General features: G+C 69.3%; 16 protein-coding genes and 1 pseudogene. 6 read left to right on the top strand and 11 right to left on the bottom strand.

Translation table 11 applies throughout. The annotated features are described in order from the left end of the window. Nucleotides 1–11: 11 nt before the first annotated feature. Together ASG69_RS17205 and ASG69_RS17200 are read left to right on the top strand one after the other, a co-directional pair. Nucleotides 12–1520, top strand: coding sequence for a 1,4-alpha-glucan branching protein domain-containing protein (locus tag ASG69_RS17205; protein WP_200933849.1), 1509 nt, complete (start codon nt 12–14; stop codon nt 1518–1520). Next, nucleotides 1517–2764, top strand: a complete 1248-nt coding sequence (locus tag ASG69_RS17200) for a glycosyltransferase family 4 protein (RefSeq protein ID WP_056445492.1) — start codon at nt 1517–1519, stop codon at nt 2762–2764. Before ASG69_RS17205 ends, ASG69_RS17200 begins: the two co-directional genes overlap by 4 nt. 1 nt (nt 2765) lies before the next feature. Here ASG69_RS17200 and ASG69_RS17195 read toward each other — a convergent pair whose 3' ends face one another. Then, nucleotides 2766–3509 (bottom strand): acyltransferase, encoded by a 744-nt coding sequence (locus tag ASG69_RS17195; protein WP_027507033.1) that lies wholly within the window; start codon nt 3507–3509, stop codon nt 2766–2768. A 126-nt stretch (nt 3510–3635) separates the two neighbouring features. Between ASG69_RS17195 and ASG69_RS17190 the strand changes: the two genes are divergently transcribed. Beyond that, nucleotides 3636–4961: an outer membrane protein assembly factor BamB family protein gene (locus ASG69_RS17190; RefSeq protein WP_081821448.1), complete on the top strand. Its 1326-nt coding sequence runs from the start codon at nt 3636–3638 to the stop codon at nt 4959–4961. Here ASG69_RS17190 and ASG69_RS17185 read toward each other — a convergent pair. The 5 genes from ASG69_RS17185 to ASG69_RS17165 are packed head-to-tail and all read right to left on the bottom strand — an operon-like array spanning nt 4946 to nt 9626. Continuing rightward, on the bottom strand, nt 4946–6133 hold the full coding sequence (locus tag ASG69_RS17185) for a THUMP-like domain-containing protein (protein ID WP_027507035.1): 1188 nt from the start codon (nt 6131–6133) through the stop codon (nt 4946–4948). The genes ASG69_RS17190 and ASG69_RS17185 overlap by 16 nt on opposite strands. A 7-nt stretch (nt 6134–6140) precedes the next feature. Beyond that, nucleotides 6141–7151, bottom strand: coding sequence for a class I SAM-dependent methyltransferase (locus ASG69_RS17180; RefSeq protein WP_027507036.1), 1011 nt, complete (start codon nt 7149–7151; stop codon nt 6141–6143). A gap of 33 nt (nt 7152–7184) precedes the next feature. Further along, nucleotides 7185–7964, bottom strand: coding sequence for an enoyl-CoA hydratase/isomerase family protein (locus tag ASG69_RS17175; protein WP_056446209.1), 780 nt, complete (start codon nt 7962–7964; stop codon nt 7185–7187). Nucleotides 7965–7974: 10 nt separating this feature from the next. Next, on the bottom strand, nt 7975–8793 hold the full coding sequence (locus ASG69_RS17170) for an NUDIX hydrolase (protein WP_056445495.1): 819 nt from the start codon (nt 8791–8793) through the stop codon (nt 7975–7977). Continuing rightward, a complete protein-coding gene (locus ASG69_RS17165) occupies nt 8790–9626 on the bottom strand; it encodes an ABC transporter ATP-binding protein (RefSeq protein ID WP_027507055.1) in 837 nt (278 codons plus the stop codon). The genes ASG69_RS17170 and ASG69_RS17165 overlap by 4 nt, the downstream gene beginning before the upstream one ends. Nucleotides 9627–9669: 43 nt before the next feature. On the opposite strand from ASG69_RS17165, the gene glgX reads away from it, so the two are divergent. Beyond that, the gene (glgX, locus tag ASG69_RS17160; RefSeq protein ID WP_056445497.1) at nt 9670–11835 is read left to right on the top strand and encodes a glycogen debranching protein GlgX; all 2166 of its coding nucleotides are present in this window, start codon (nt 9670–9672) and stop codon (nt 11833–11835) included. 1 nt (nt 11836) lies between these two features. On the opposite strand, the gene ASG69_RS17155 is transcribed toward glgX, so the two are convergent. The 3 genes from ASG69_RS17155 to ctaD form a co-directional block, all read right to left on the bottom strand. Further along, the gene (locus ASG69_RS17155) at nt 11837–12625 is read right to left on the bottom strand and encodes a peptidyl-tRNA hydrolase (protein WP_056445500.1); all 789 of its coding nucleotides are present in this window, start codon (nt 12623–12625) and stop codon (nt 11837–11839) included. Beyond that, nucleotides 12622–13872 (bottom strand): phosphoserine phosphatase SerB, encoded by a 1251-nt coding sequence (gene serB / locus ASG69_RS17150; RefSeq protein WP_027507041.1) that lies wholly within the window; start codon nt 13870–13872, stop codon nt 12622–12624. The genes ASG69_RS17155 and serB overlap by 4 nt, the downstream gene beginning before the upstream one ends. 81 nt (nt 13873–13953) lie before the next feature. Then, entirely contained in the window at nt 13954–15741 is a 1788-nt protein-coding gene (gene ctaD, locus ASG69_RS17145) for an aa3-type cytochrome oxidase subunit I (protein WP_027507042.1), read from the bottom strand. Between the two features lie 244 nt (nt 15742–15985). On the opposite strand from ctaD, the gene ASG69_RS17140 reads away from it, so the two are divergent. Then, complete coding sequence (locus ASG69_RS17140) at nt 15986–17056, top strand: ABC transporter substrate-binding protein (protein WP_027507043.1); 1071 nt, start codon at nt 15986–15988, stop codon at nt 17054–17056. A gap of 24 nt (nt 17057–17080) precedes the next feature. Continuing rightward, nucleotides 17081–17554, top strand: a complete 474-nt coding sequence (locus tag ASG69_RS17135; RefSeq protein WP_056445503.1) for an NUDIX hydrolase — start codon at nt 17081–17083, stop codon at nt 17552–17554. A gap of 290 nt (nt 17555–17844) precedes the next feature. Here the strand turns inward: ASG69_RS17135 and nrdF are convergent, their stop codons facing one another. Further along, complete coding sequence (nrdF, locus tag ASG69_RS17130; RefSeq protein WP_056445506.1) at nt 17845–18810, bottom strand: class 1b ribonucleoside-diphosphate reductase subunit beta; 966 nt, start codon at nt 18808–18810, stop codon at nt 17845–17847. A 177-nt stretch (nt 18811–18987) separates the two neighbouring features. Continuing rightward, a pseudogene (locus tag ASG69_RS17125) lies at nt 18988–20028 on the bottom strand (hypothetical protein). Nucleotides 20029–20047: the final 19 nt, after the last annotated feature.

The raw sequence follows: 20047 nt of genomic DNA, 5'->3' as shown, positions 1-20047 counted from the left end.
ACGAACCGGGCATGTTCGCGCTCGTCCTGCACTCCCATCTCCCGTGGCTCGCCCACCAGGGGCGGTGGCCCGTCGGGGAGGAGTGGCTCTACCAGTCGTGGGCAGATTCGTACCTGCCCGTGGTCCGCGAACTGCGGACCCTGGCCGACGAGGGCCGCACCGATCTGCTGACCCTGGGCGTCACCCCGGTACTCGCCGCCCAACTGGACGATCCGTACAGCCTCGACGGGATGCATCACTGGCTCGGCAACTGGCAGCTCCGCGCCGCCGAAGCCGCCGGGTCCCGTGACCCGGACCGCCGCGCGCTCGGTCACCGCGAACACCGGCGATCGGCTGCCGCTCTGCACGAGTTCGAGACCCGCTGGCGCCACGGCGGCGCCCCCCGACTGCGCGAACTGGCCGACTCCGGCGCCGTCGAACTGCTCGGTGGGCCGTCGATGCACCCGTTCCAACCTCTGCTCGACCCACGACTGCGGACGTTCGCGCTCCGCGAGGGACGCGCCGACGCCGTACGCCGGTGGGGCCGCGGCACCGAGGGCATCTGGGCACCCGAGTGCGCCTTCACCGCAGGGATGGAACTCGACTACGCCGCCGCGGGCGTCGGACACTTCATGGTCGACGGCCCGGCTCTGCACGGAGACACGACGTGCGGCCGTCCGGTCGGCGACACCCACGTCGTCGCGTTCGGTCGCGATCTCCCGGTCAGCTATCGCGTGTGGTCACCGAAGTCCGGTTATCCCGGTCATTCCGCGTACCGCGACTTCCACACCTACGACCACGACACCGGGCTGAAGCCGTCCCGGGTCACCGGCAGAAGCGTCGCGGGCCCGGACAAGGCACCGTACGAACCGGAGCGCGCCGCAGCAGCCGTCCGCTCGCATGTCGAGGACTTCGTCGACGTGGTTCGCCGCCGGATGCGCTCCGAACACGCGCGCACCGGGTCCCCGGCACTGGTGGTCGCCGCCTTCGACACCGAGCTCTTCGGACACTGGTGGCACGAGGGCCCGGCATGGTTGGCCGGCATCCTGCGTGCGCTCCCCGAGGCCGGCATCCGCGTCGGGACACTCGCGGGCGCGAAGCGAGACGGCTACGTCGGTGACCCCGTCGACCTCCCTGACACCTCCTGGGGCAGCGGGAAGGACTGGCGGGTGTGGGCGGGCGATCCCGTCCGCGACCTGGTCGATCTCAACGCCGAGATCACCGCCACCGCGCTCGACGCCGTCGACGCGGCACCCCCCGGCGGTCTGCGAGACCGTGTCGCGGACCAGATCCTGCGCGAGACGATGCTCACCGTCTCGAGCGACTGGGCCTTCATGGTGAGCAAGGACTCGGCCGCGCAGTACGCCCGCGACCGCGCCCACAAGCACGCTCACGCGGTGCGCGAGATCGCCGACGCCCGCGTGCACGGGCATCACGCACGAGCCGCCGACCTTGCATCCGGGTGGAACCAGGCGGACGATCTGTTCCCGGACCTCGATGCGCGGCGTCTGCAACCGACGGGTCGGGAGGTGCGGGCGTGAAGGTCCTGATGATCTCGTGGGAGTACCCGCCCGTGGTGGTCGGCGGCCTCGGTCGCCACGTCCACCATCTCGCGGTGGAACTGGCCGCGGCCGGACACGAGGTGGTGGTCCTCTCCCGCCGCCCCACGGGTTCCGACGCGGCGACCCACCCCACCGTGAGCTCGGTAGCCGAGGGCGTGCTCGTCGTCGCCGTGGCCGAGGATCCGGCGCACTTCACCTTCGGAGTGGACATGCTGGAGTGGACGCTCGCGATGGGTCACGCGATGGTGCGCGCCGGCCTCGCACTCTCCAAGCCCGGCATCGGCGAGGGGTGGGTTCCCGACGTCGTCCATGCCCACGACTGGCTGGTGGCGCACCCGGCGATCGCGCTCGCCGAGTACTACGACGTCCCGCTGGTCTCGACGATCCACGCGACGGAGGCCGGACGCCACAGCGGATGGGTCTCCGGCCGCGTGAACCGCCAGGTGCACTCCGTGGAATGGTGGCTGGCGCACGAATCCGATTCCGTCATCACGTGTTCCGCGGGAATGGAGGACGAGGTGGTCCGCCTCTTCGGTCCGCTTCCGTCCCCGGTCCACGTGATACGCAACGGCATCGACACCCGGACCTGGACGTACCGTCCTCGCGCGGCGCGCACCGGCGCCCCGTCCCTGCTCTTCGTGGGTCGGTTGGAGTACGAGAAGGGGGTGCAGGATCTGATAGCGGCACTCCCGCGTGTCCGACGGACGCACCCCGGCACCACGCTCACCGTCGTCGGCGACGGGACCCAGCTCGACCACCTCGTCGATCTGGCGCGTGTGCACCGGGTGCGCCGGGCGGTGACGTTCGTCGGATCCCTCGGCCACGACGGCGTTCTCGCGCATCTGCACCGGGCGGACGCGCTGGTGCTGCCGAGTCGATACGAGCCCTTCGGCATCATCGCCCTCGAGGGCGCCGCGGCCGGCACACCGCTCGTCGCCTCCACCGCGGGCGGCCTGGGCGAAGCCGTCGTCGACGGCGTCACCGGGATGTCCTTCGTTCCCGGCGATGTCGGCTCCTTGGCGACGGCGGTGCGGCGCACACTCGACGACCCCGCTGCGGCACGTACCCGGAGTGACGCGGCACGTGCGCGACTCACGTCCGACTTCGACTGGCACTCCGTGGCCCGCGAGACCGCCACGGTCTACTCCACCGCGAAGCGCCGGGTGCGCTTTCCGCTGGGCAGGCCCACGATCAGCGAACGTCCACTGCCCGAACGGGACTGAGTCACTCGCTCCCGAGCGACTTCTTGCGGGCGATGTCCTCCAGTGCGGCGACGTACGCCGCGCGGTCCTCCGCGCCGGCCTCCCAGTCGGTGCGACGGTTCCGGACCACTCGTGCGGGTGCGCCGACCGCGATCCCGTAGTCGGGCACGTGACCCTTGACCACCGCGTGCGCGCCCAGGACGCAGCCGCGACCGACGACGGTCTCCCGCAGCACGGTCACCTTCGCGGCGATCCACGTGTCCGGGCCGATCCGCACCGGCGACTTGACGATGCCCTGATCCTTGATCGGCACCGTGATGTCCTCGGTCCGATGATCGAAATCGCAGATGTAGCACCAGTCGGCGACGAGGGTGGACGCACCGATCTCGATGTCGAGATAGGTGTTGACGACGTTGTCCTTGCCGAACACCACCTTGTCACCGATGCGCAGCGACCCCTCGTGGCAGCGGATCGCGTTGCCGTCACCGATGTGCACCCAGCGACCGATCTCGAGTCGCGCCAGCTCGGGCGTCGCGTGGATCTCGACGTTCTTGCCGAGGAACACCATTCCGCGCAGCACCACGTGCGGGTTCGCGGCCTTGAAACGCGCGAGGCGGTAGTACCGCACCAGGTACCAGGGCGTGTACGCCTTGTGGCCGATCACCCAGCGCAGCGACGCGAGCGTGAGGAAGCGCGCCTGGTCGGGGTCACGTCGCCGCGATCCTCGCCACCGGGTGCGCAACGGCGCGTTCCACATGCTGGTCATGGGCGGCACATTACTGTCGGCGCCGCCGCAGGGAACCCGGGGGCCGACCACCGGGGGTCGGAACCGTGACGCATCGTTTCAGCCGTTAGTCTCGTGCGAGCCGATCACCCGACATCAGGAGAGTGCATGCACGACGAGAACCCGCGTACCTCGGTGCGCACTCGTCGAGCCGGTGCCGCTCTCCTCGCGGTCGGCGCCCTCGCCCTCGGGGCCTGTGGCAGTGACTCCGGGCCCATCGACATCCTGGGCGACGAGGGCTGGCGCGGCGGTCTCGCCGACGCCCACAACTCCGCCTCCGTGACCACCGAGGGCAGTCGCTCCCTCGCTCTCGACTGGACCCGCCCTCTCGGCGCTCCGACGTCCACACGTCCCTCCGTCGCGCCCAACGGTCAGATCACGGTGACGATGACCGGAGACGCCGGCTGCGCGCTCGGATCGTTCCAGGGCGAGACCGGACGCAAGCGGTTCTGCAACTCGCTCGGACCCTCCGGCGTCTCGTCGACCGCGGTCGCCGACTCGGCGTCCAACCTCTACGCCGGTGACGACGGCAGCATGAGCTCGATCAACCAGAACGGTCAACTGCGCTGGCGCACACCGGTCTACGGAGTACCGCGCACCCCGCAGTTCCTGCCCGACGGCAACGTCCTGGTGGTCACCCAGTTCGGTCAGATCAACGTGCTGAGCAACCAGACCGGGAACGCGGTCGCACCCGTACTGGACCTGAACCCCAATCCCACGCCCCTGGACGCGCCGAACACCACGCTGCGGCCCGCGGACGACGGTCTGCTGGCCTGCCTGGGCGGTGGGCCGGACTGCGCCGTCGCGGCGGCACCGGCCGTCGATCTGGAGTCCTCGACCGTCTACCTCGTCCTGTGGCGCGCCGGCGCCATCGCTCCCCAGCTCGTGGCGCTGTCCTACACCGGCGGGGACTCCCCCGGCCTCACCGAGGCGTGGTCGTCGCCCCTGCTTCCCGCCGCCGTGACGTCGAGCCCCGTGGTGTCACCCGACGGTGACCGTGTGTACCTCACGGACGTCGAGGGCACCGTGCGTGCGTACTCCACCGAGGACGGCTCCGAGATCTGGTCCTACTTCGTCGGTGACCGCGCGGCAGGAAGTGTGTCCGTCGCTGCGGACGGCACCATCGTCCCCGCGGGCGGCGCGGGGTCGCATCTGCGGGCGATCCGCGATGCGGGCGAGCGACCCGAAACGGTCTGGGAGCGGCCAGATCTCGTGACACAGGGTTCCTCCGCACTGGCGGGTGGCACCACGGGCTACACGGTGGTCGGCGAAGGTGACGGGCTCGCACTCGTCACCTTCGACACGGCCACCGGCGAGACGGTCGACACCGACGCGCTCCCCGGCGCCGAGGGCTACAGCCCCGGAGTCGTCGTCGGCTCGGACGGCGAGGTGGTCGTCCCGACCGCGCTGGGATCCCTCTACTCGTTCCGCTGAGGCCCGGTACGCGGCCCGCACACGAAGGCCACCCCCGAGCGCCCGATCCGGGTGATCACGAGCCCCAGCGGCACGGTGCCCCGGAGATCGAGCCGGGGGCGCAGCAACGCGGGATCGACGTCGATGCCGCGGACGAGAATCTCGAGCGACCCGCATCCCAGCTCCGCGAGCCGCTTGCGCAACACCTTCTCGGTGAAGGGCAACCTGTCGAGGATCTCGAAGCCCGTCGTCCCCTCCGGTATCGCGTCTCCCGTGAGGTGCGCGATGCGTGGATCCAGTTGCCACAGTCCATGTCTCGCGGCGTAGTGGCGCACGAGACCGGCCCGCACGACGGCGCCGTCGGGATCGACGATGTACCTGCCAGGGGCACGATCGTCGTCGATGGCGTCCGAGTCGGCGTCCGTCACCTCCCACGCGGAACCGTCCGACCGGAGCACCGTCGCACGGCGACGCACAGCGGGGTCCGCCACCTCCCCCAGCCAGAGGCACGCCTCGCGGACGGCGCCGTCGAGGGAGACGAGTTCGACCTCGGCCCGCGTGTGTCGGCTCGTGAGGTCGAGACGGTCGACGTCGAGACCCGGTGCGCACTTGACCACCAGGTCGCGGCCGGCATAGGCGTCGAGGAGGTCCGGAAGCGGGGGTTCGAGGGCTGCGGGGTCGTGACGGCGGCGGCCGCCGGCGCGGCGGCCGGGGTCGGCGACGACGACGGTGCCGCGCGTGGTGGGGACCACCGCGTCGGCACGCAGCACGGCCACGTCGGGAACGTTGTGTCGTGCCATGGCCAACCGCACCGGATCGAGATCGCTGCCCACCACGATGTCCGCGACCGAGTGCAGGGTGTGCAGTTCGGTGCCGATCGAGCAGGTGACGTCGTGGATGCGACGTCCGCGCAGCCGCTCGGCCCGGTGCCGGGACACCTGTTCGGTGGTGGCCTGCTGCACCGCGTCGTCGGTGACCAACCACGTTCCGGCGAACGGCAGCTTGGTCGCGGCCTTGCGGCGCAGGGTGACCGTCTCGATCAGCGCGGCGGCGCGGTCACCGAAGGCGCTGCGGATCCGGCCGATGTCCGAGACCAGCGTGGCGGGTGTCAGCGCACGGTCACCGACCGCGGCCAGCGCGTCGGACGCCCCGGCCAGGTACTCGACGTCGTCGAGGTCGAACGAGTATCCCACCGACGCGTCAGAGCGCGCCGGTGTCCGGCTTCGTGCCCGTGATCATCACGTTGTAGAAGTAGCCACGGGGCACGACGTGGTGCAGCACGTTCTCGTCGAGCCAGGACAGCGACTTCCAGCCGTTGAACGCGAACCTCGCCCAGCCCCAACCCAGCTTCTCCGCCGGCACCGCCGCCTCGAAGGTGCGGACCGGCCAGCCCAGCAGCGCTGCGGCGAACTCCTCGGTCTTGGCCTGCACGTCGTCCGCACCCGCGGCGACGGCGATGTTCTCGAGCTCCGTCGGGTCGAAGGTGTGCAGATCGACGACGGCCTCGAGTGCCGCGGCACGGGACGACTCGTCCAGCTCCTGCTGCGGGCGACGCCAGTCCGCGAGGAACGGCAACCGCGTCGTGCGGGTCGTGGCCTCCCACGTGAGACGCCCCAGCCACCGCGCGTAGAAGTTGCCCACCGTCGTCGGCTCGCCCGCGAACACGAACCGGCCGCCGGGCTTGAGCACGCGCAGCACCTCGCGCAGAGACTGCTCCACGTCCGGGATGTGGTGCAGCACCGCGTGACCGACGACGAGATCGAACGTGTCGTCCTCGTACGGGATGGTCTCGGCATCGGCGACGCGGCCGTCCACGTCGAGGCCCAGGTTCTCGGCGTTGCGCAGCGCGACCTTGACCATGCCCGGCGACAGGTCCGTGACCGACCCGGTCGCGGCGACGCCGCTCTGCATGAGGTTGAGCAGGAAGAAGCCGGTACCGCAGCCCAGTTCCAGCGCGCGACCGTACGGCAGGGCCTCGGATCCGGCCACCGCGTCGAAACGGCCGCGGGCGTAGTCGATGCAGCGCTGGTCGTAGGAGATCGACCACTTGTCGTCGTAGGTCTCCGCTTCCCAGTCGTGGTAGAGCACCTGGGCCAGCTTGGTGTCCGACCGTGCGGCCTGCACTTCCTCGGCACTCGCGTGCGGGCGCGGCGCCGGATCCGACGGTGCGGTCGAGGCGGCGGTGTCGGTGTGCGGTTCACGAGCGGTCATGGAAGGGAACCCTATCTGAACGAGTGCGGGAGGCTAGTTGCCGGTGAAGTCGGCCTTGCCCGGGCCGTTCTCGAGGAACGACGCCATGCCGATCGCGCGGTCCTCGGTACCGAACAGCGAGGCGAAGACGTGCGCCTCGATCTTCAGGCCCGTCGCGAGGTCGGTGTCCAGACCCTCGTCGATGGCCGCCTTGGCTGCGGCGAGGGCGCGCGAGGCACCGCGGACGAACTGACCGGCCCACGTGCGCGCCGCCTCGTACACGGCATCGGGGGCCACCACCTCGTCCACGAGACCGACGGCGAGCGCCTCCTCGGCCCCGACGAAACGGCCGGTGAACACCATGTCCTTCGCGCGGCTCGGGCCGATCAGCCGGGCGAGTCGCTGGGTGCCGCCACCGCCGGGAATGACGCCGAGCAGCACCTCGGGGACGCCGAGCTTCGCGTTGTCGCCCGCGATGCGGCGATCGGCACCGAGGGCGACCTCCAGACCGCCGCCGAGGGCGTATCCGGTGATGGCGGCGACGGTGGGCTTCGGGATGGACGCGATCGCTCCGAGACCGGCCTGCAGAGCGCCGATCGCGTCGGTCATCTGACCCGCGGACATCTCCGCCATCTCCTTGATGTCCGCGCCGGCGGCGAACACCTTCTCACCGCCGTACACGATGACCGCCTTGACATCCGGATCCTCGGCGGCGGCCCGCGACACCTCGAGGAGCTCACCCTGCACCTGGCGGTTCAGAGCGTTCATCGGCGGCCGGGAGAGCCGGATGGTGCCGATGCCGTCGGTCACGTCGAGAGTCACGAATTCAGCCATGGCCAGCACGCTAGCTGTTCGACGTCCGCTCGGTGCGTGGGGGGAGGTCGGCGCGATACTCGTCGGCGCCGTCGAAGTTCACCCGCACGGATCCACCCGATCCGCTGATGACGGGCTGCACCGGCGCCAGATCGGCCTCTGCGGCCATGGCCTCGGCCACCGACCCGTGACCGGCGAGATGCCGCAGGCACGCCCAGGTGGGCGGCATCAGCATGCGGTCGCCGCGACGGAACTCGTCGAGGGCATCCGCGGGCCCCACCCACGCGGCGTCGACGGCCTCGGACGTCTCGCCGTCGGGACGTTGCCCGGACGGGAGCGCCGCGACGAAGAAGCGGGTGTCGTACCGACGGGTCGTCTCGCCCTCGGGCGTGATCCAACGGGCGTGCGGGCGCAGCAGATCGGAGCGCACCACCAGTCGGGTCTCGGCCAGGAACTCACCGAAAGAGATCTCATGCTTCTCGACGGCACGACGCCGGTCGGCGTGATCGGACGTGTCCGCGACGACGGTGTGCGCGTCGGGCCCGGCGAACAGGACACCGCACTCCTCGAAGGTCTCGCGCACCGCGGCGAGCACCAGGGCCCGCGCCGCGGCGTCGTCGACGGTGCCGAACCGTGCCGCCCACCACGCGGGTGACGGGCCGGCCCACCGGTCCTCCCCGTCCGCGGGCGTGCGATCGGTCGGATCCACACCGCCGCCCGGGAAGACCGTCATGCCGGCGGCGAACGCCATCCGTCCGACTCGCCGCTGCAGGAAGACCTCGAGCCCTGCCGGCGCATCGCGCAGCAGGATGACGGTGGAGGCGTCCCGCAGCGCGACCGGTTCGGTCACCGCGCTCGCCGATGGGACGACCGCGACCGCTTGCGCCGCGCGAAGAAGCGCCCGTCGGTGCGCTCGAGGGCGATGGCCTGACTGAACGCGGTGGACAGGTTCTCCTCCGTGATGACGTCGTCGATGAGACCCTGCGCCACGACTCCGCCCTCCTTGAGCAGCATCGCGTGGGTGAAGCCCGGTGGGATCTCCTCCACGTGGTGCGTGATCAGCACCGTCGCGGGGGCGTCGGGGTCGAGTGCGAGGTCGGTGAGGATGGCGACGAGATCCTCGCGGCCTCCGAGGTCGAGACCCGCGGCCGGCTCGTCGAGCAGCAGCAACTCGGGGTCCGTCATCAGAGCGCGGGCGATCAGGACACGCTTGCGTTCGCCCTCGGACAGCGTCCCGAAGGTCCGGCGAGCGAGATGCTCGATACCGGCCGTCTCGAGCATGTCGACCGCACGCTCGTCGTCCACCTCGTCGTACTTCTCACGCCAGCGACCGAGCACCGCGTACCCCGCCGACACGACCAGATCGGCCACCACCTCGTCGGACGGGATGCGTCCGGCGAGAGCAGAGGACGACAGGCCGATGCGCGGCTTGAGTTCCGAGATGTCGACGTGCCCGAGCGTCTCGCCGAGCACGTGCGCGGTGCCGGAGGTCGGGTAGATCTCCGCCGCGGCGACGCGCAGCAGCGTGGTCTTGCCCGCACCGTTCGGTCCGAGGACCACCCACCGCTCGTCCAGCTCCACGTTCCAGGAGACGGGGCCGACGAGGGTCGTCCCTCCGCGGACGACGGAGACATCGGCGAGTTCGACGAGCAGGTCTGGGTCAGGAGAGGACACGCCTTCCATCTTCCCGCACGCGCGGGGTGCATCCACGGCAGGATCAGCACGCGTGTCGCACGAACAGAACTCACCGAAGTCCGCCGCCGCGTCGGGCAGGCCCTTCCCGCTGGGCGCCCACCCCGTGGAGGGCGGCGTCTGCTTCGCCGTGCACGCACCCGACGCGCACGCCGTCGAGGTGTGTCTGGTGGACGGGTCGGGCCCCGACTCACGGGAGTCGCGTCACCTCCTCACCCAGCGCACGTACGGCATCTGGCACGGTGTGGTCGCCGAGGCCGGCGTCGGATCCGTCTACGGCTACCGCGTCTCCGGACCGTGGAATCCCGAGGCCGGTCACCGGTTCGATCCGCACAAGATCCTTCTCGACCCCTACGCACGGCGCATCGTCGGCAGCCTCGGCGACGCGCGAGCCCTCCTGCCGTATCGCGACGACCCGTTCGGACCGCAGTCGACGGTCGACTCACTGGGACACGCTCCCCTCGCGGTGGTCACCGCTCCCCTGCCGGCCTCGGACGCACCGCGACTCGAGACCGACTGGGACCGCACCGTCGTGTACGAGGTGCACGTCGGGTCGTTCACCGGTGCCCATCCGGACGTCCCCGAGAATCTACGCGGCACCTACCTCGGACTCGTTCACCCTGCGGTGCTCGAGCACCTTCGTACGCTGGGTGTGACGGCGGTGGAACTGCTTCCGGTGCACGCGTGCCTCACCGAACCCGGTGTGCGCGCCCGAGGGATGCGCAACCACTGGGGCTACAGCACCGGCTCGTACTTCGCCGTCGAACCGTCGTACGCCTCGGTCCCCGGCGCCGAGGTCACCGAGTTCCGCACGATGGTGGACACGCTGCACGAGGCGGGTATCGAGGTGATCCTCGACGTCGTCTACAACCACACCTGCGAGGGCGGTGTCGACGGCCCCTCCCTCTCGTGGCGCGGCCTGGACGCGCGCGGGTACTACCTGCTGGACGCCCGCGGTCACGACATCGATCTGACGGGATGCGGCAACACCGTCGACGCCGCGTCCCCGGCCGTCGTCCGGATGGTCTGCGACTCGTTGCGGTACTGGGTCACCGAACTGGGGGTCGACGGCTTCCGCTTCGATCTCGCCAGCACTCTGGGCAGGCCGGGCGGATGGCGCTTCGATCCGCACGCCCCGATGTTGAGCGCCATCGCCGCCGACCCGATCCTGTGCCGCGCCAAGCTGATCGCCGAGCCGTGGGACGCGACCGGGCCCGGGTACCAGGTCGGCGGGTTCGGCGGCGTGTGGAGCGAGTGGAACGACCGCTACCGAGACACGCTGCGCCGCTTCTTCGCCGGGCACGGCGGTGTGCGTGAGCTGGCGTCACGCCTCGCGGGATCCGAGGATCTGTTCGCGCCGACCGGACGCAGGCCGTGGGCGTCCGTCAACTTCGTCACCGCTCACGACGGCTTCACCGCGCGAGACCTGGTGTCCTACAACGCCAAGCACAACGAGGCCAACGGCGAGTCCAACCGCGACGGCACCGACAACAACCTCTCGGTGAATCACGGCGTCGAGGGCGAGACCGAGGACCCCGCCGTGCTCGCGGCGCGCGATCGACACGTGCGTGCGCTGCTGTCGACCCTGGCCCTGTCCACCGGGACACCGATGTTCCTGGCCGGCGACGAACTGGGACACACGCAGCACGGCAACAACAATGCCTACTGCGTGCCGCAGGAAACATCGGCCGCGGATGCGCACGCGATCGACTGGTCGAGACGGGACGACGCCCTGACGGCGACTCTGGGACGAGCACTGCGGCTGCGTCGATCGGCACCCGTTCTGCGCCAACAAGAGTTCTTCGCCGGTCGTGACACACCCAGCGGCGAACCGGATCTCATGTGGTTCGACCACGACGGGGCCGAGATCGTCGGCGATCGGTGGAACGACGATCACGCCCGTACCCTGCAGGCCTGGGTCGACGGATCCGACGTGCGCATCCCCGCGCTCCGACACGCAGGGGTCGAGGCGGAGACCTTCGATTCGGCTCTGCTGGTGGTGCACTCGGGAGGCGATGCGAACATCGTCCTCCCCGATCACCGTCGACACGGGCCGAACGAGGCTCCCGGTTACGTTCCCGTCTTCGACTCCGCGACACCCGACGGTCGACCGGTGGACGCGTCGCCCGTCACCGCGGGAAGCACCGTCCGAGTGGCCGGTCCGATCGTGCTCGTCTACATCTCGACGATCCCGTCCTGACTCAGGCGGTGCGCGGGACGTCCAGCTCGGCGATCACGGTCATCGACCCGGGGGCGACCTCCGTGTAGCCCGCGTCCCGCACGCCGACGGCGGTGCCGCGCTCGCACTCGGCCGCGAGGCGAGACCAGGTCTCGGCATCGGCATCACGGACGCTGACGGCCCACTGCGCGTCCTGCCACGCCCGGACGTCCTCGACCGTCATGGCACCGGCAGCGAGCATCACGGCGTGTCCCACCTGGGCGGCGGTCTTGCCGACGGTCATCTCGAGCTCCGCGTCCACCCAGAGCCGCACGGCACCCTCGGCGTGCGATCCCGGGTCGTCGGCCGGCAGGTCGGTGCCTCCAACCTGGAGCTTGCGCAGCCTCGGGTCCAGATCACCCACACGGCACGGCACATAGGCCCGAGCCGACGCCCCGCCCACGTCGACGGTCACGCCGTCCACCTCCTGCGCCGCCGTCCACTGCGCGCCCCGCGCGCGACGGGACACCTTGCGGATCCGCGCACCCAGCCACGCCGTGTACTCCTCGTGCCAGGGACCGCCCGGGGCGATGCGCTCGTCCAGGCACACCTGCAGCGTCGCGGACGCCGCCGCGGCCAGCAGGTCGGACCGGGCCGGCGGATCGACCTTGGGGATGTGGAGCACCAGCGGCATCGCGCGCACGTCGGCAGGATCGGGCGGATCGACTCGCGAGCCGTAGGAACCGGCCGCACTCGTCCCGGCCACCAGCACCGCGTGGCGCTCCTCGAGGGTGGACGGCCGGACGTCCTCCAGGGGACCCTCGTCGATCACGGGATGGGGATGCGGCGAACCCCGCCGTCGAGGGAGTCGGCGGCCTCGATCTCACTGCGGGTGACACCGAGGACGAAGAGCAGCGCGTCGAGGAACGGATAGGACAGCGCCGCGTCCGCGACCTCGCGCAGCGCCGGCTTCGCGTTGAAGGCGATGCCGAGACCCGCCGCGGTGAGCATGTCGATGTCGTTGGCACCGTCGCCGACCGCCACCGTCTGCTCCATCGGCACGCCGACCTGTGAGGCGAACTGGCGCAGCGCCACCGCCTTCGCCGCGCGATCGACGACATCGCCGATCACGCGCCCGGTGAGCTTGCCGTCGACGATCTCCAGGGTGTTCGCCTTCACGAAGTCCAGTTCGAGCTCGTGCGCCAAGCCCTCAATCACCTGCCGGAAACCGCCCGACACCACGCCGCAGTGATAGCCGAGTCGTCGCAACGTCCGAATGGTGGTGCGCGCGCCCGGCGTGAGCTCGAGATCCTCGGCGACGTCGTCGATGACCGATGCGTCCAACCCGGCCAGGGTCGCGACTCGACGGTGCAGTGACTCCGCGAAGTCGATCTCGCCTCGCATGGCCGCCTCGGTGACGGCTCGGACCTCGTCCTCGACTCCGGCCCGCGCCGCGAGCATCTCGATGACCTCGCCCTGCACCAGCGTCGAGTCGACGTCGAACACGATGAGGCGCTTCGCTCGACGAGCCAGTCCGGACCGTTCGACGGCGACGTCGATACCGACTCCGGCAGCCACGGTCGCGAGCGCCGACCGCAACGCCTCGTCGGCCTCGTCGCTCGACAGCCCGCCCTCCTCCTGCGGACGGGCCGAGACCAACAGCTCGAGTCCCGTGACCGGGTAGTCGGCGATACCGCGGATCGAGTCGATGTTGGCGCCCTGTCGCGCGAGTTCGCTCGACAGCACGCTGATGGCTCGCGCGGTGACGGGCCGTCCCAACACGACGACGACGTGGGTGGAGAGGGGCGAACGACCGTGCGCTCCCCCGACCTCGACGTCGACGTGGACACCCACCGTGCCCATGGCCTCCTCGAGGTGCTCCTGCAAACTCTCGACGTCCCCGGGGCAACTGCCCAGGACACCGAGCGTCAGGCGACCGCGAATGACCACCTGCTCCACGTCCACGACGCTGACGTCGTGTCGCGCCAGCGAGGCGAAGAGCACGGATGTGACACCGGGCTTGTCACCGCCGGTGACCGTCACGAGCACGGACGTCGGCGGGGGTGGTGTCTCCACCATCGAGGTATCTCCTTGTCACACGAAAAGCCCCTCACCGTGAGGAGAGGGGCTCGTCGCTGGAACGGTCGTGGAACGAGAGGACTACTTGTCGCGGTCGCCCGAACCTTCGTGATCGCTGGTCGCGATCGGCGCGCGGCGTGCCTGCTCGAGCACCTCGGTGGTCTTGCCTCCACCGTGGCCCGGTCCCACATGCGCTTCGTCTCGCATGCGTTCGACCATGTGCGGGTAGTGCAGCTCGAACGCGGGGCGCTCGGAGCGGATACGCGGGAGCTCCACGAAGTTGTGGCGCGGCGGCGGGCAGCTGGTCGCCCACTCCAGGGAGTTGCCGTAGCCCCACGGATCGTCGACCGTGACGACCTCGCCGTAGCGGTAGCTCTTGAAGACGTTCCAGAGGAACGGCAACGTCGAGGCGCCGAGGACGAAGGCACCGACCGTCGAGATCGAGTTGAGCACCGTGAAGCCGTCGGACGGGAGGTAGTCCGCGTAGCGACGCGGGAATCCCTCGGCGCCGAGCCAGTGCTGCACCAGGAACGTGGCGTGGAAGCCGACGAAGGTGGCCCAGAAGTGCCACTTGCCGAGAGCCTCGTCCATCATCCGGCCCGTCATCTTCGGGAACCAGAAGTAGATACCGGCGTAGGTCGCGAACACGATCGTGCCGAACAGCACGTAGTGGAAGTGCGCCACCACGAAGTAGGAGTCGGTGACGTGGAAGTCGATGGGCGGGCTGGCGAGCAGCACACCGGACAGACCACCGAAGAGGAACGTGACCAGGAAGCCGACCGAGAACAGCATCGGCGTCTCGAACGTCAGCTGGCCCTTCCACATCGTGCCGATCCAGTTGAAGAACTTCACACCCGTCGGGACGGCGATGAGGAACGTCATGAAGGAGAAGAACGGCAGCAGCACCGCACCGGTCGCGTACATGTGGTGGGCCCACACGGCGATGGACAGCGCCGCGATGGCGATGGTGGCGTAGATCAGGCCCGTGTAACCGAACAGCGGCTTACGGGAGAAGACCGGGAAGATCTCCGACACGATGCCGAAGAACGGCAGCGCGATGATGTACACCTCGGGGTGACCGAAGAACCAGAACAGGTGCTGCCACAGCAACACACCGCCCGTGGCCGGATCGAACAGGTGCGCACCCAGGTGTCGGTCGGCCGCCAGTCCCAGCAGTGCCGCGGTGAGCAGCGGGAAGGCGAGCAGCACGAGGATCATCGTCACGAAGATGTTCCAGGTGAAGATGGGCATCCGGAACATGGTCATGCCCGGGGCACGCAGGCAGATGACCGTCGTGATCATGTTCACGCCACCGAGGATGGTGCCGAGGCCCGAGAGCGCGAGGCCCATGATCCAGAAGTCCGCGCCCACGCCCGGCGAGTGCACGGCGTCGGTGAGCGGCGTGTAGGCCGTCCAGCCGAAGTCTGCAGCGCCCCCGGGGGTGATGAAGCCCGCCGAGGCGATGAGTGCGCCGAACAGGTACAGCCAGTAGCTGAACGCGTTCAGACGTGGGAACGCCACGTCGGGCGCACCGATCTGCAGCGGGAGGATGTAGTTGGCGAACGCGAACACGATGGGCGTCGCGTACAGCAGCAACATGATCGTGCCGTGCATGGTGAAGAGCTGGTTGTACTGCTCGTTCGACAGGAACTGCATGCCCGGGAGGGCGAGCTCCGCACGCATGAGCAGTGCGAGGACGCCACCGAACAAGAAGAAGCCGAACGACGTGACCATGTACATGATCCCGAGCGTCTTCGGATCGGTGGTCGTCACCATCTTGTGGATGAACGATCCCTTGGGCCCCATACGGGGCGGGTACGGCCGTGAAGCCGTCAGCTCGGGGACTGGCTGGGGCGCTAGGGCAGTCACTGATCCTCCTGAAAGCGCGTCTCCCCGTGCCCGAGGTGGACGCATGAAATTCGTGCGCTCTATGGATCGTAACCCCATGACACACGAACTGCGGCACGGGTCCTACGAAGTGTCGTACTTCCACCCGGGTGTCGCATTTTCCGGCCCGTGGGAGGCCCTCTTCCGAAGGCCTCCACGACCGGAGCACGGCCTGCCCGCCACTCGCCGAGCGACCGGCTTCCGGACTGCCCGTAAGGTCTCGGCCATGTCGGATCGCTCTCGTCGTCACGCTCGATCGGTCGTCGCCCTCGCGACGATTCCCGCGATGCTCGCCCTCTCTGCCTGCGGCGACACCTCGAGTGACGACGCCTCCACCATCGTCCGGACCACCACGAACGTGGCCGGAGCCGGCGTCGTCGGCATCGAACGTGACACCGCCGGCCTGTGCGCGCTCCCGCAGCCGGTCGACTCGGTCGGTCAGCAAGGTGACACCCGGCTCGTCGTCGGCAGCGGCCGTGCGACCACGGTGCCCGCCGATCCGCAACGTGTCGTGGTTCTCACCATGACGGCACTCGACGCGTCGTGCGCCGTCGGCACCTGGGAGCGCGTCGTCGGCGCACCCACGGCGCCGCTCGCTCCCACCGCTCCCCCGTCCGGCCTGCTGCGCCCGGACTACCTCGGCACCGGCATCGCCGAGATCGCCGGCGTCGGACCCGAGGGCTCCCCCGACGTCGACGCGATCCGAGCACTGGCTCCGGACGTCATCATCGGCGGCGACGCCCTCGACCCCGCCGTCACCGCGCAACTCGACGGCATCGCCCCGACCGTTCTCACGCGCGCGTCGTCGTCGTGGCTCGAACGGTCCACGCTCGCGGCCGCGGCGATGGGACGACGTGACGCCGCCACCCGTGCGACGGAGCAGTACCGCGCACGCGCCGAGACCGTGGGCCGCGAGCAGAACTCCCGCATCACCGAGGCGTCTCTCGTGCGCTTCGGCGCCGACGGCACACAACTGCTCGGCGACGACAGCTTCGCGGGGCAGGTACTCGCGCAGGCGGGCGTGCGACGACCGGGGCCTCAGCTGGGCGAGACCCGCGCACTCCCGCAGGACGATCTGTCCGACGCGGAGGGCGACCTGATCTACGTCATGTTCGACGGACAGGCGGGGCTGGAACGCGGCACCGAGGTCATGGACTCGGACGCCTGGAAGGACCTCGGCGCCGCGACGGACAGTCGCGTGTTCAGCGTCGACGACACGGTGTGGTCGGGCGAGGGCCTCGTGGCTGCGGGCGCGGTCCTCACCGACGTGTCGAACACGCTGAACGGCTACGTCTGACGCGTCGGCGGTAGCGTTCCGGGAGTGCCGATACCCGAGTTCATCACCACCCTGCGCGCCAAGATCGGTCACGATCCGCTCTGGCTCTCCGGTGTCAGTGCCGTCGTGCTCGACGCCGACGATCGGCTGCTGCTGACGCGTCGCAAGGACAACGAGCTCTGGGCCGTGGTGTCCGGCGTCCTCGAGCCCGGCGAGGAACCCGGACCGGCCGCCCTCCGGGAGATCCTGGAGGAGACGGGCGTGACGGCCGAGCTCGTGCGGTTGACGAGTGTCGACGTCACCGAGCCCATCGTCTACCCGAACGGCGACCGCACCCAGTACCTCGACGTCTGCTTCCTCGCCCGGTACGTCGCCGGCGAGGCGCGGGTCGCGGACGACGAGAACCTCGACGTGCAGTGGTTCGCGCGCGATGCGCAGCCCGCGGACATCACCGACACCTCGACTCTCCGCATCGCGAAGGCGCTGGACCACGGCCCGGAGGCCTGGTTCCGGCGGTAGGTGGCGCCGGACCGTGCCGTCCTGCCGCGTCCTGTGTGCAGCGCTGCTCAGTGTCCGGCGCGCCCGACACCCTCACCGATTTCGGCCACCTTCACCGGTTACGACCGGTGAAGGTGGCTACAACCGTTGCAGGAGGGCGCAACGGCGCACGTGCTCCGGTTTCCGCAACCCGCTCCTGCTACAACCGAAGCGGGTTGCGGGAACCGGAGCACCTCGCACTCGAGACGTGCTCACCAGACATGACTCAGGGCACCACCCGCAAAGCGGACGGTGCCCCGAGGTGAGGTGGGTCAGAAGTCCCAGTCGTCGTCCTCGGTGTTGACTGCCTTGCCGATGACGTACGAGCTTCCCGAACCCGAGAAGAAGTCGTGGTTCTCGTCGGCGTTGGGTGAGAGCGCCGACAGGATGGCCGGGTTTACGTCGCACTCGTCCTTCGGGAACAGGCCTTCGTAGCCGAGGTTCATGAGCGCCTTGTTCGCGTTGTAGCGCAGAAACTTCTTGACGTCCTCAGTGAGGCCGACCTCGTCGTAGAGGTCCTGCGTGTACTCGGTCTCGTTCTCGTACAGCTCGAAGAGCAGATCGAACGTGTAGTTCTTCAGCTCCTCGCGCTCGGCGGGCGAGCGGGTCTCGAGTCCGCGCTGGTACTTGTAGCCGATGTAGTACCCGTGCACGGCCTCGTCGCGGATGATCAGGCGCACGAGGTCGGCAGTGTTGGTGAGCTTGGCCCGCGAGGACCAGTACATCGGCAGGTAGAAGCCCGAGTAGAAAAGGAACGACTCGAGCAGGGTCGAGGCGACCTTGCGCTTGAGCGGGTCGTCGCCCTTGTAGTAGTCCATGACGATGGACGCCTTGCGCTGGAGATTCGGGTTCTCCTCCGACCAGCGGAACGCATCGTCGATGTCGCGCGTGGAGCACAGCGTCGAGAAGATCGACGAGTAGGACTTGGCGTGCACCGACTCCATGAACGAGATGTTGGTGTACACCGCCTCCTCGTGCGGAGTGATGGCGTCCGGGATGAGCGACACGGCGCCGACGGTGCCCTGAATCGTGTCGAGCAGCGTCAGACCCGTGAAGACGCGCATGGTGAGCTGCTTCTCGTGGTCCGTCAGCGTGTCCCAGGACGGGATGTCGTTCGAGATCGGCACCTTCTCGGGCAGCCAGAAGTTGCTGGTGAGCCGATCCCAGACCTCGGAATCCTTGTCGTCGACGACGCGGTTCCAGTTGATCGCGGAGACGCGATCGATGAGCTTCACCATGGGTACCTACCTGCTGATCGATGACTCTGCTTCACGGCTGCACCTGCGGTGCGCCGGGGACTGCGAGAAATGCGGCCGTGGCCGCGAATTGTCACTGACGGCAACACTACCCGTTGTGGCATGCCCCGGGGGCCAACACAACACCGTGTGTCTCCGACCCGTGCGCCTCATGCGCGTTCAGAGATGCGCACGAGGCTCACAACGGGCGCAGCCCGACCACTCGCCTACCCACCCCTCACGACGGAGGACGGTCGTCACCTCACGTGCGACACCGCAGGGATCGTCGACCACCTCGTCGTACCCGAAGACCAGACGCGGGCGGCCGGCAAGTTCCGCGGCATTGTCGCGTCGACGGTCGCGGAAGGCCACGCCGGGCATCGCGTGGAACCGACGGCCGTCCAGGCGAACGATCAGGTCGACGCCGACGTTCGAATAGTCGACATCCTCGAACAATGTCCGCCCATCGACGCGAACAGGGCTCTGACGTGCACCGACGGGAAATCCATGCGCCTGCTCGACCTCGAGTGCGTACGCGAGTTCGAGAACGGACTGCACCCCGTCGGACATGTACCGCACAGCCTGTTCGAGGGCCACACGGTAGCGGTAGGGGCGACGCTTCTCGAGTCGCTCACGGATGTCGTCGAGGCGCACGATCCGACTGCTCACGGAGGACACCAGACTCGTCATCGCTTCGCGCGCAGTCGATTCGGATGTCGCAAGGTCGATCGCCGTGTCGGCCGCACGGGTTCTCGGTAGCGGCCCGTCGTGCACGATGTGTGCATGAGCGCGAAACCGATGCACCACGACCCCGGGATGTAGAACTGACCCGACGCGGGCCACCGGTCCCGTCGCCGTCACTCGGGAGCGAACCCTGGTGGGACTCTGGCACCGCGCCGAACGGCCGTAGGGAACCGTGACATGGGCGCGTGCACCCGATGAGACTCGCCGCAGACCCCACTCCTCCGCTGCGCTCCGGTGACTGAGCAAGGAGTCCGGGCCGCCGTAGAGCAGGGCGGCGCGCAGAGTCTGTTCCCGATCGAGCGGACCTGCTGCGATGGCTTAGACGCCCCGAAGAACGATCGCCCAGCGGCCCGACTCGACGTGCCGCCGAACTCTGTCTCGGCTGTAGCCGAGAGCCGTCACCTGCGATTGCGTGAACAGGCCTGACTGATCGTCCAGTAGTCGATGCAGTTCATGTTCGTCCCCCCGGATGCGCATGCGGGGATGGTGCACGACC

It is taken from the genome of Rhodococcus sp. Leaf225 (assembly GCF_001426145.1).
GTDB lineage: Bacteria > Actinomycetota > Actinomycetes > Mycobacteriales > Mycobacteriaceae > Rhodococcoides.
Note: the sequence above shows the minus strand (reverse complement) of the source record. Positions and strands in the feature narration are given on the sequence as shown.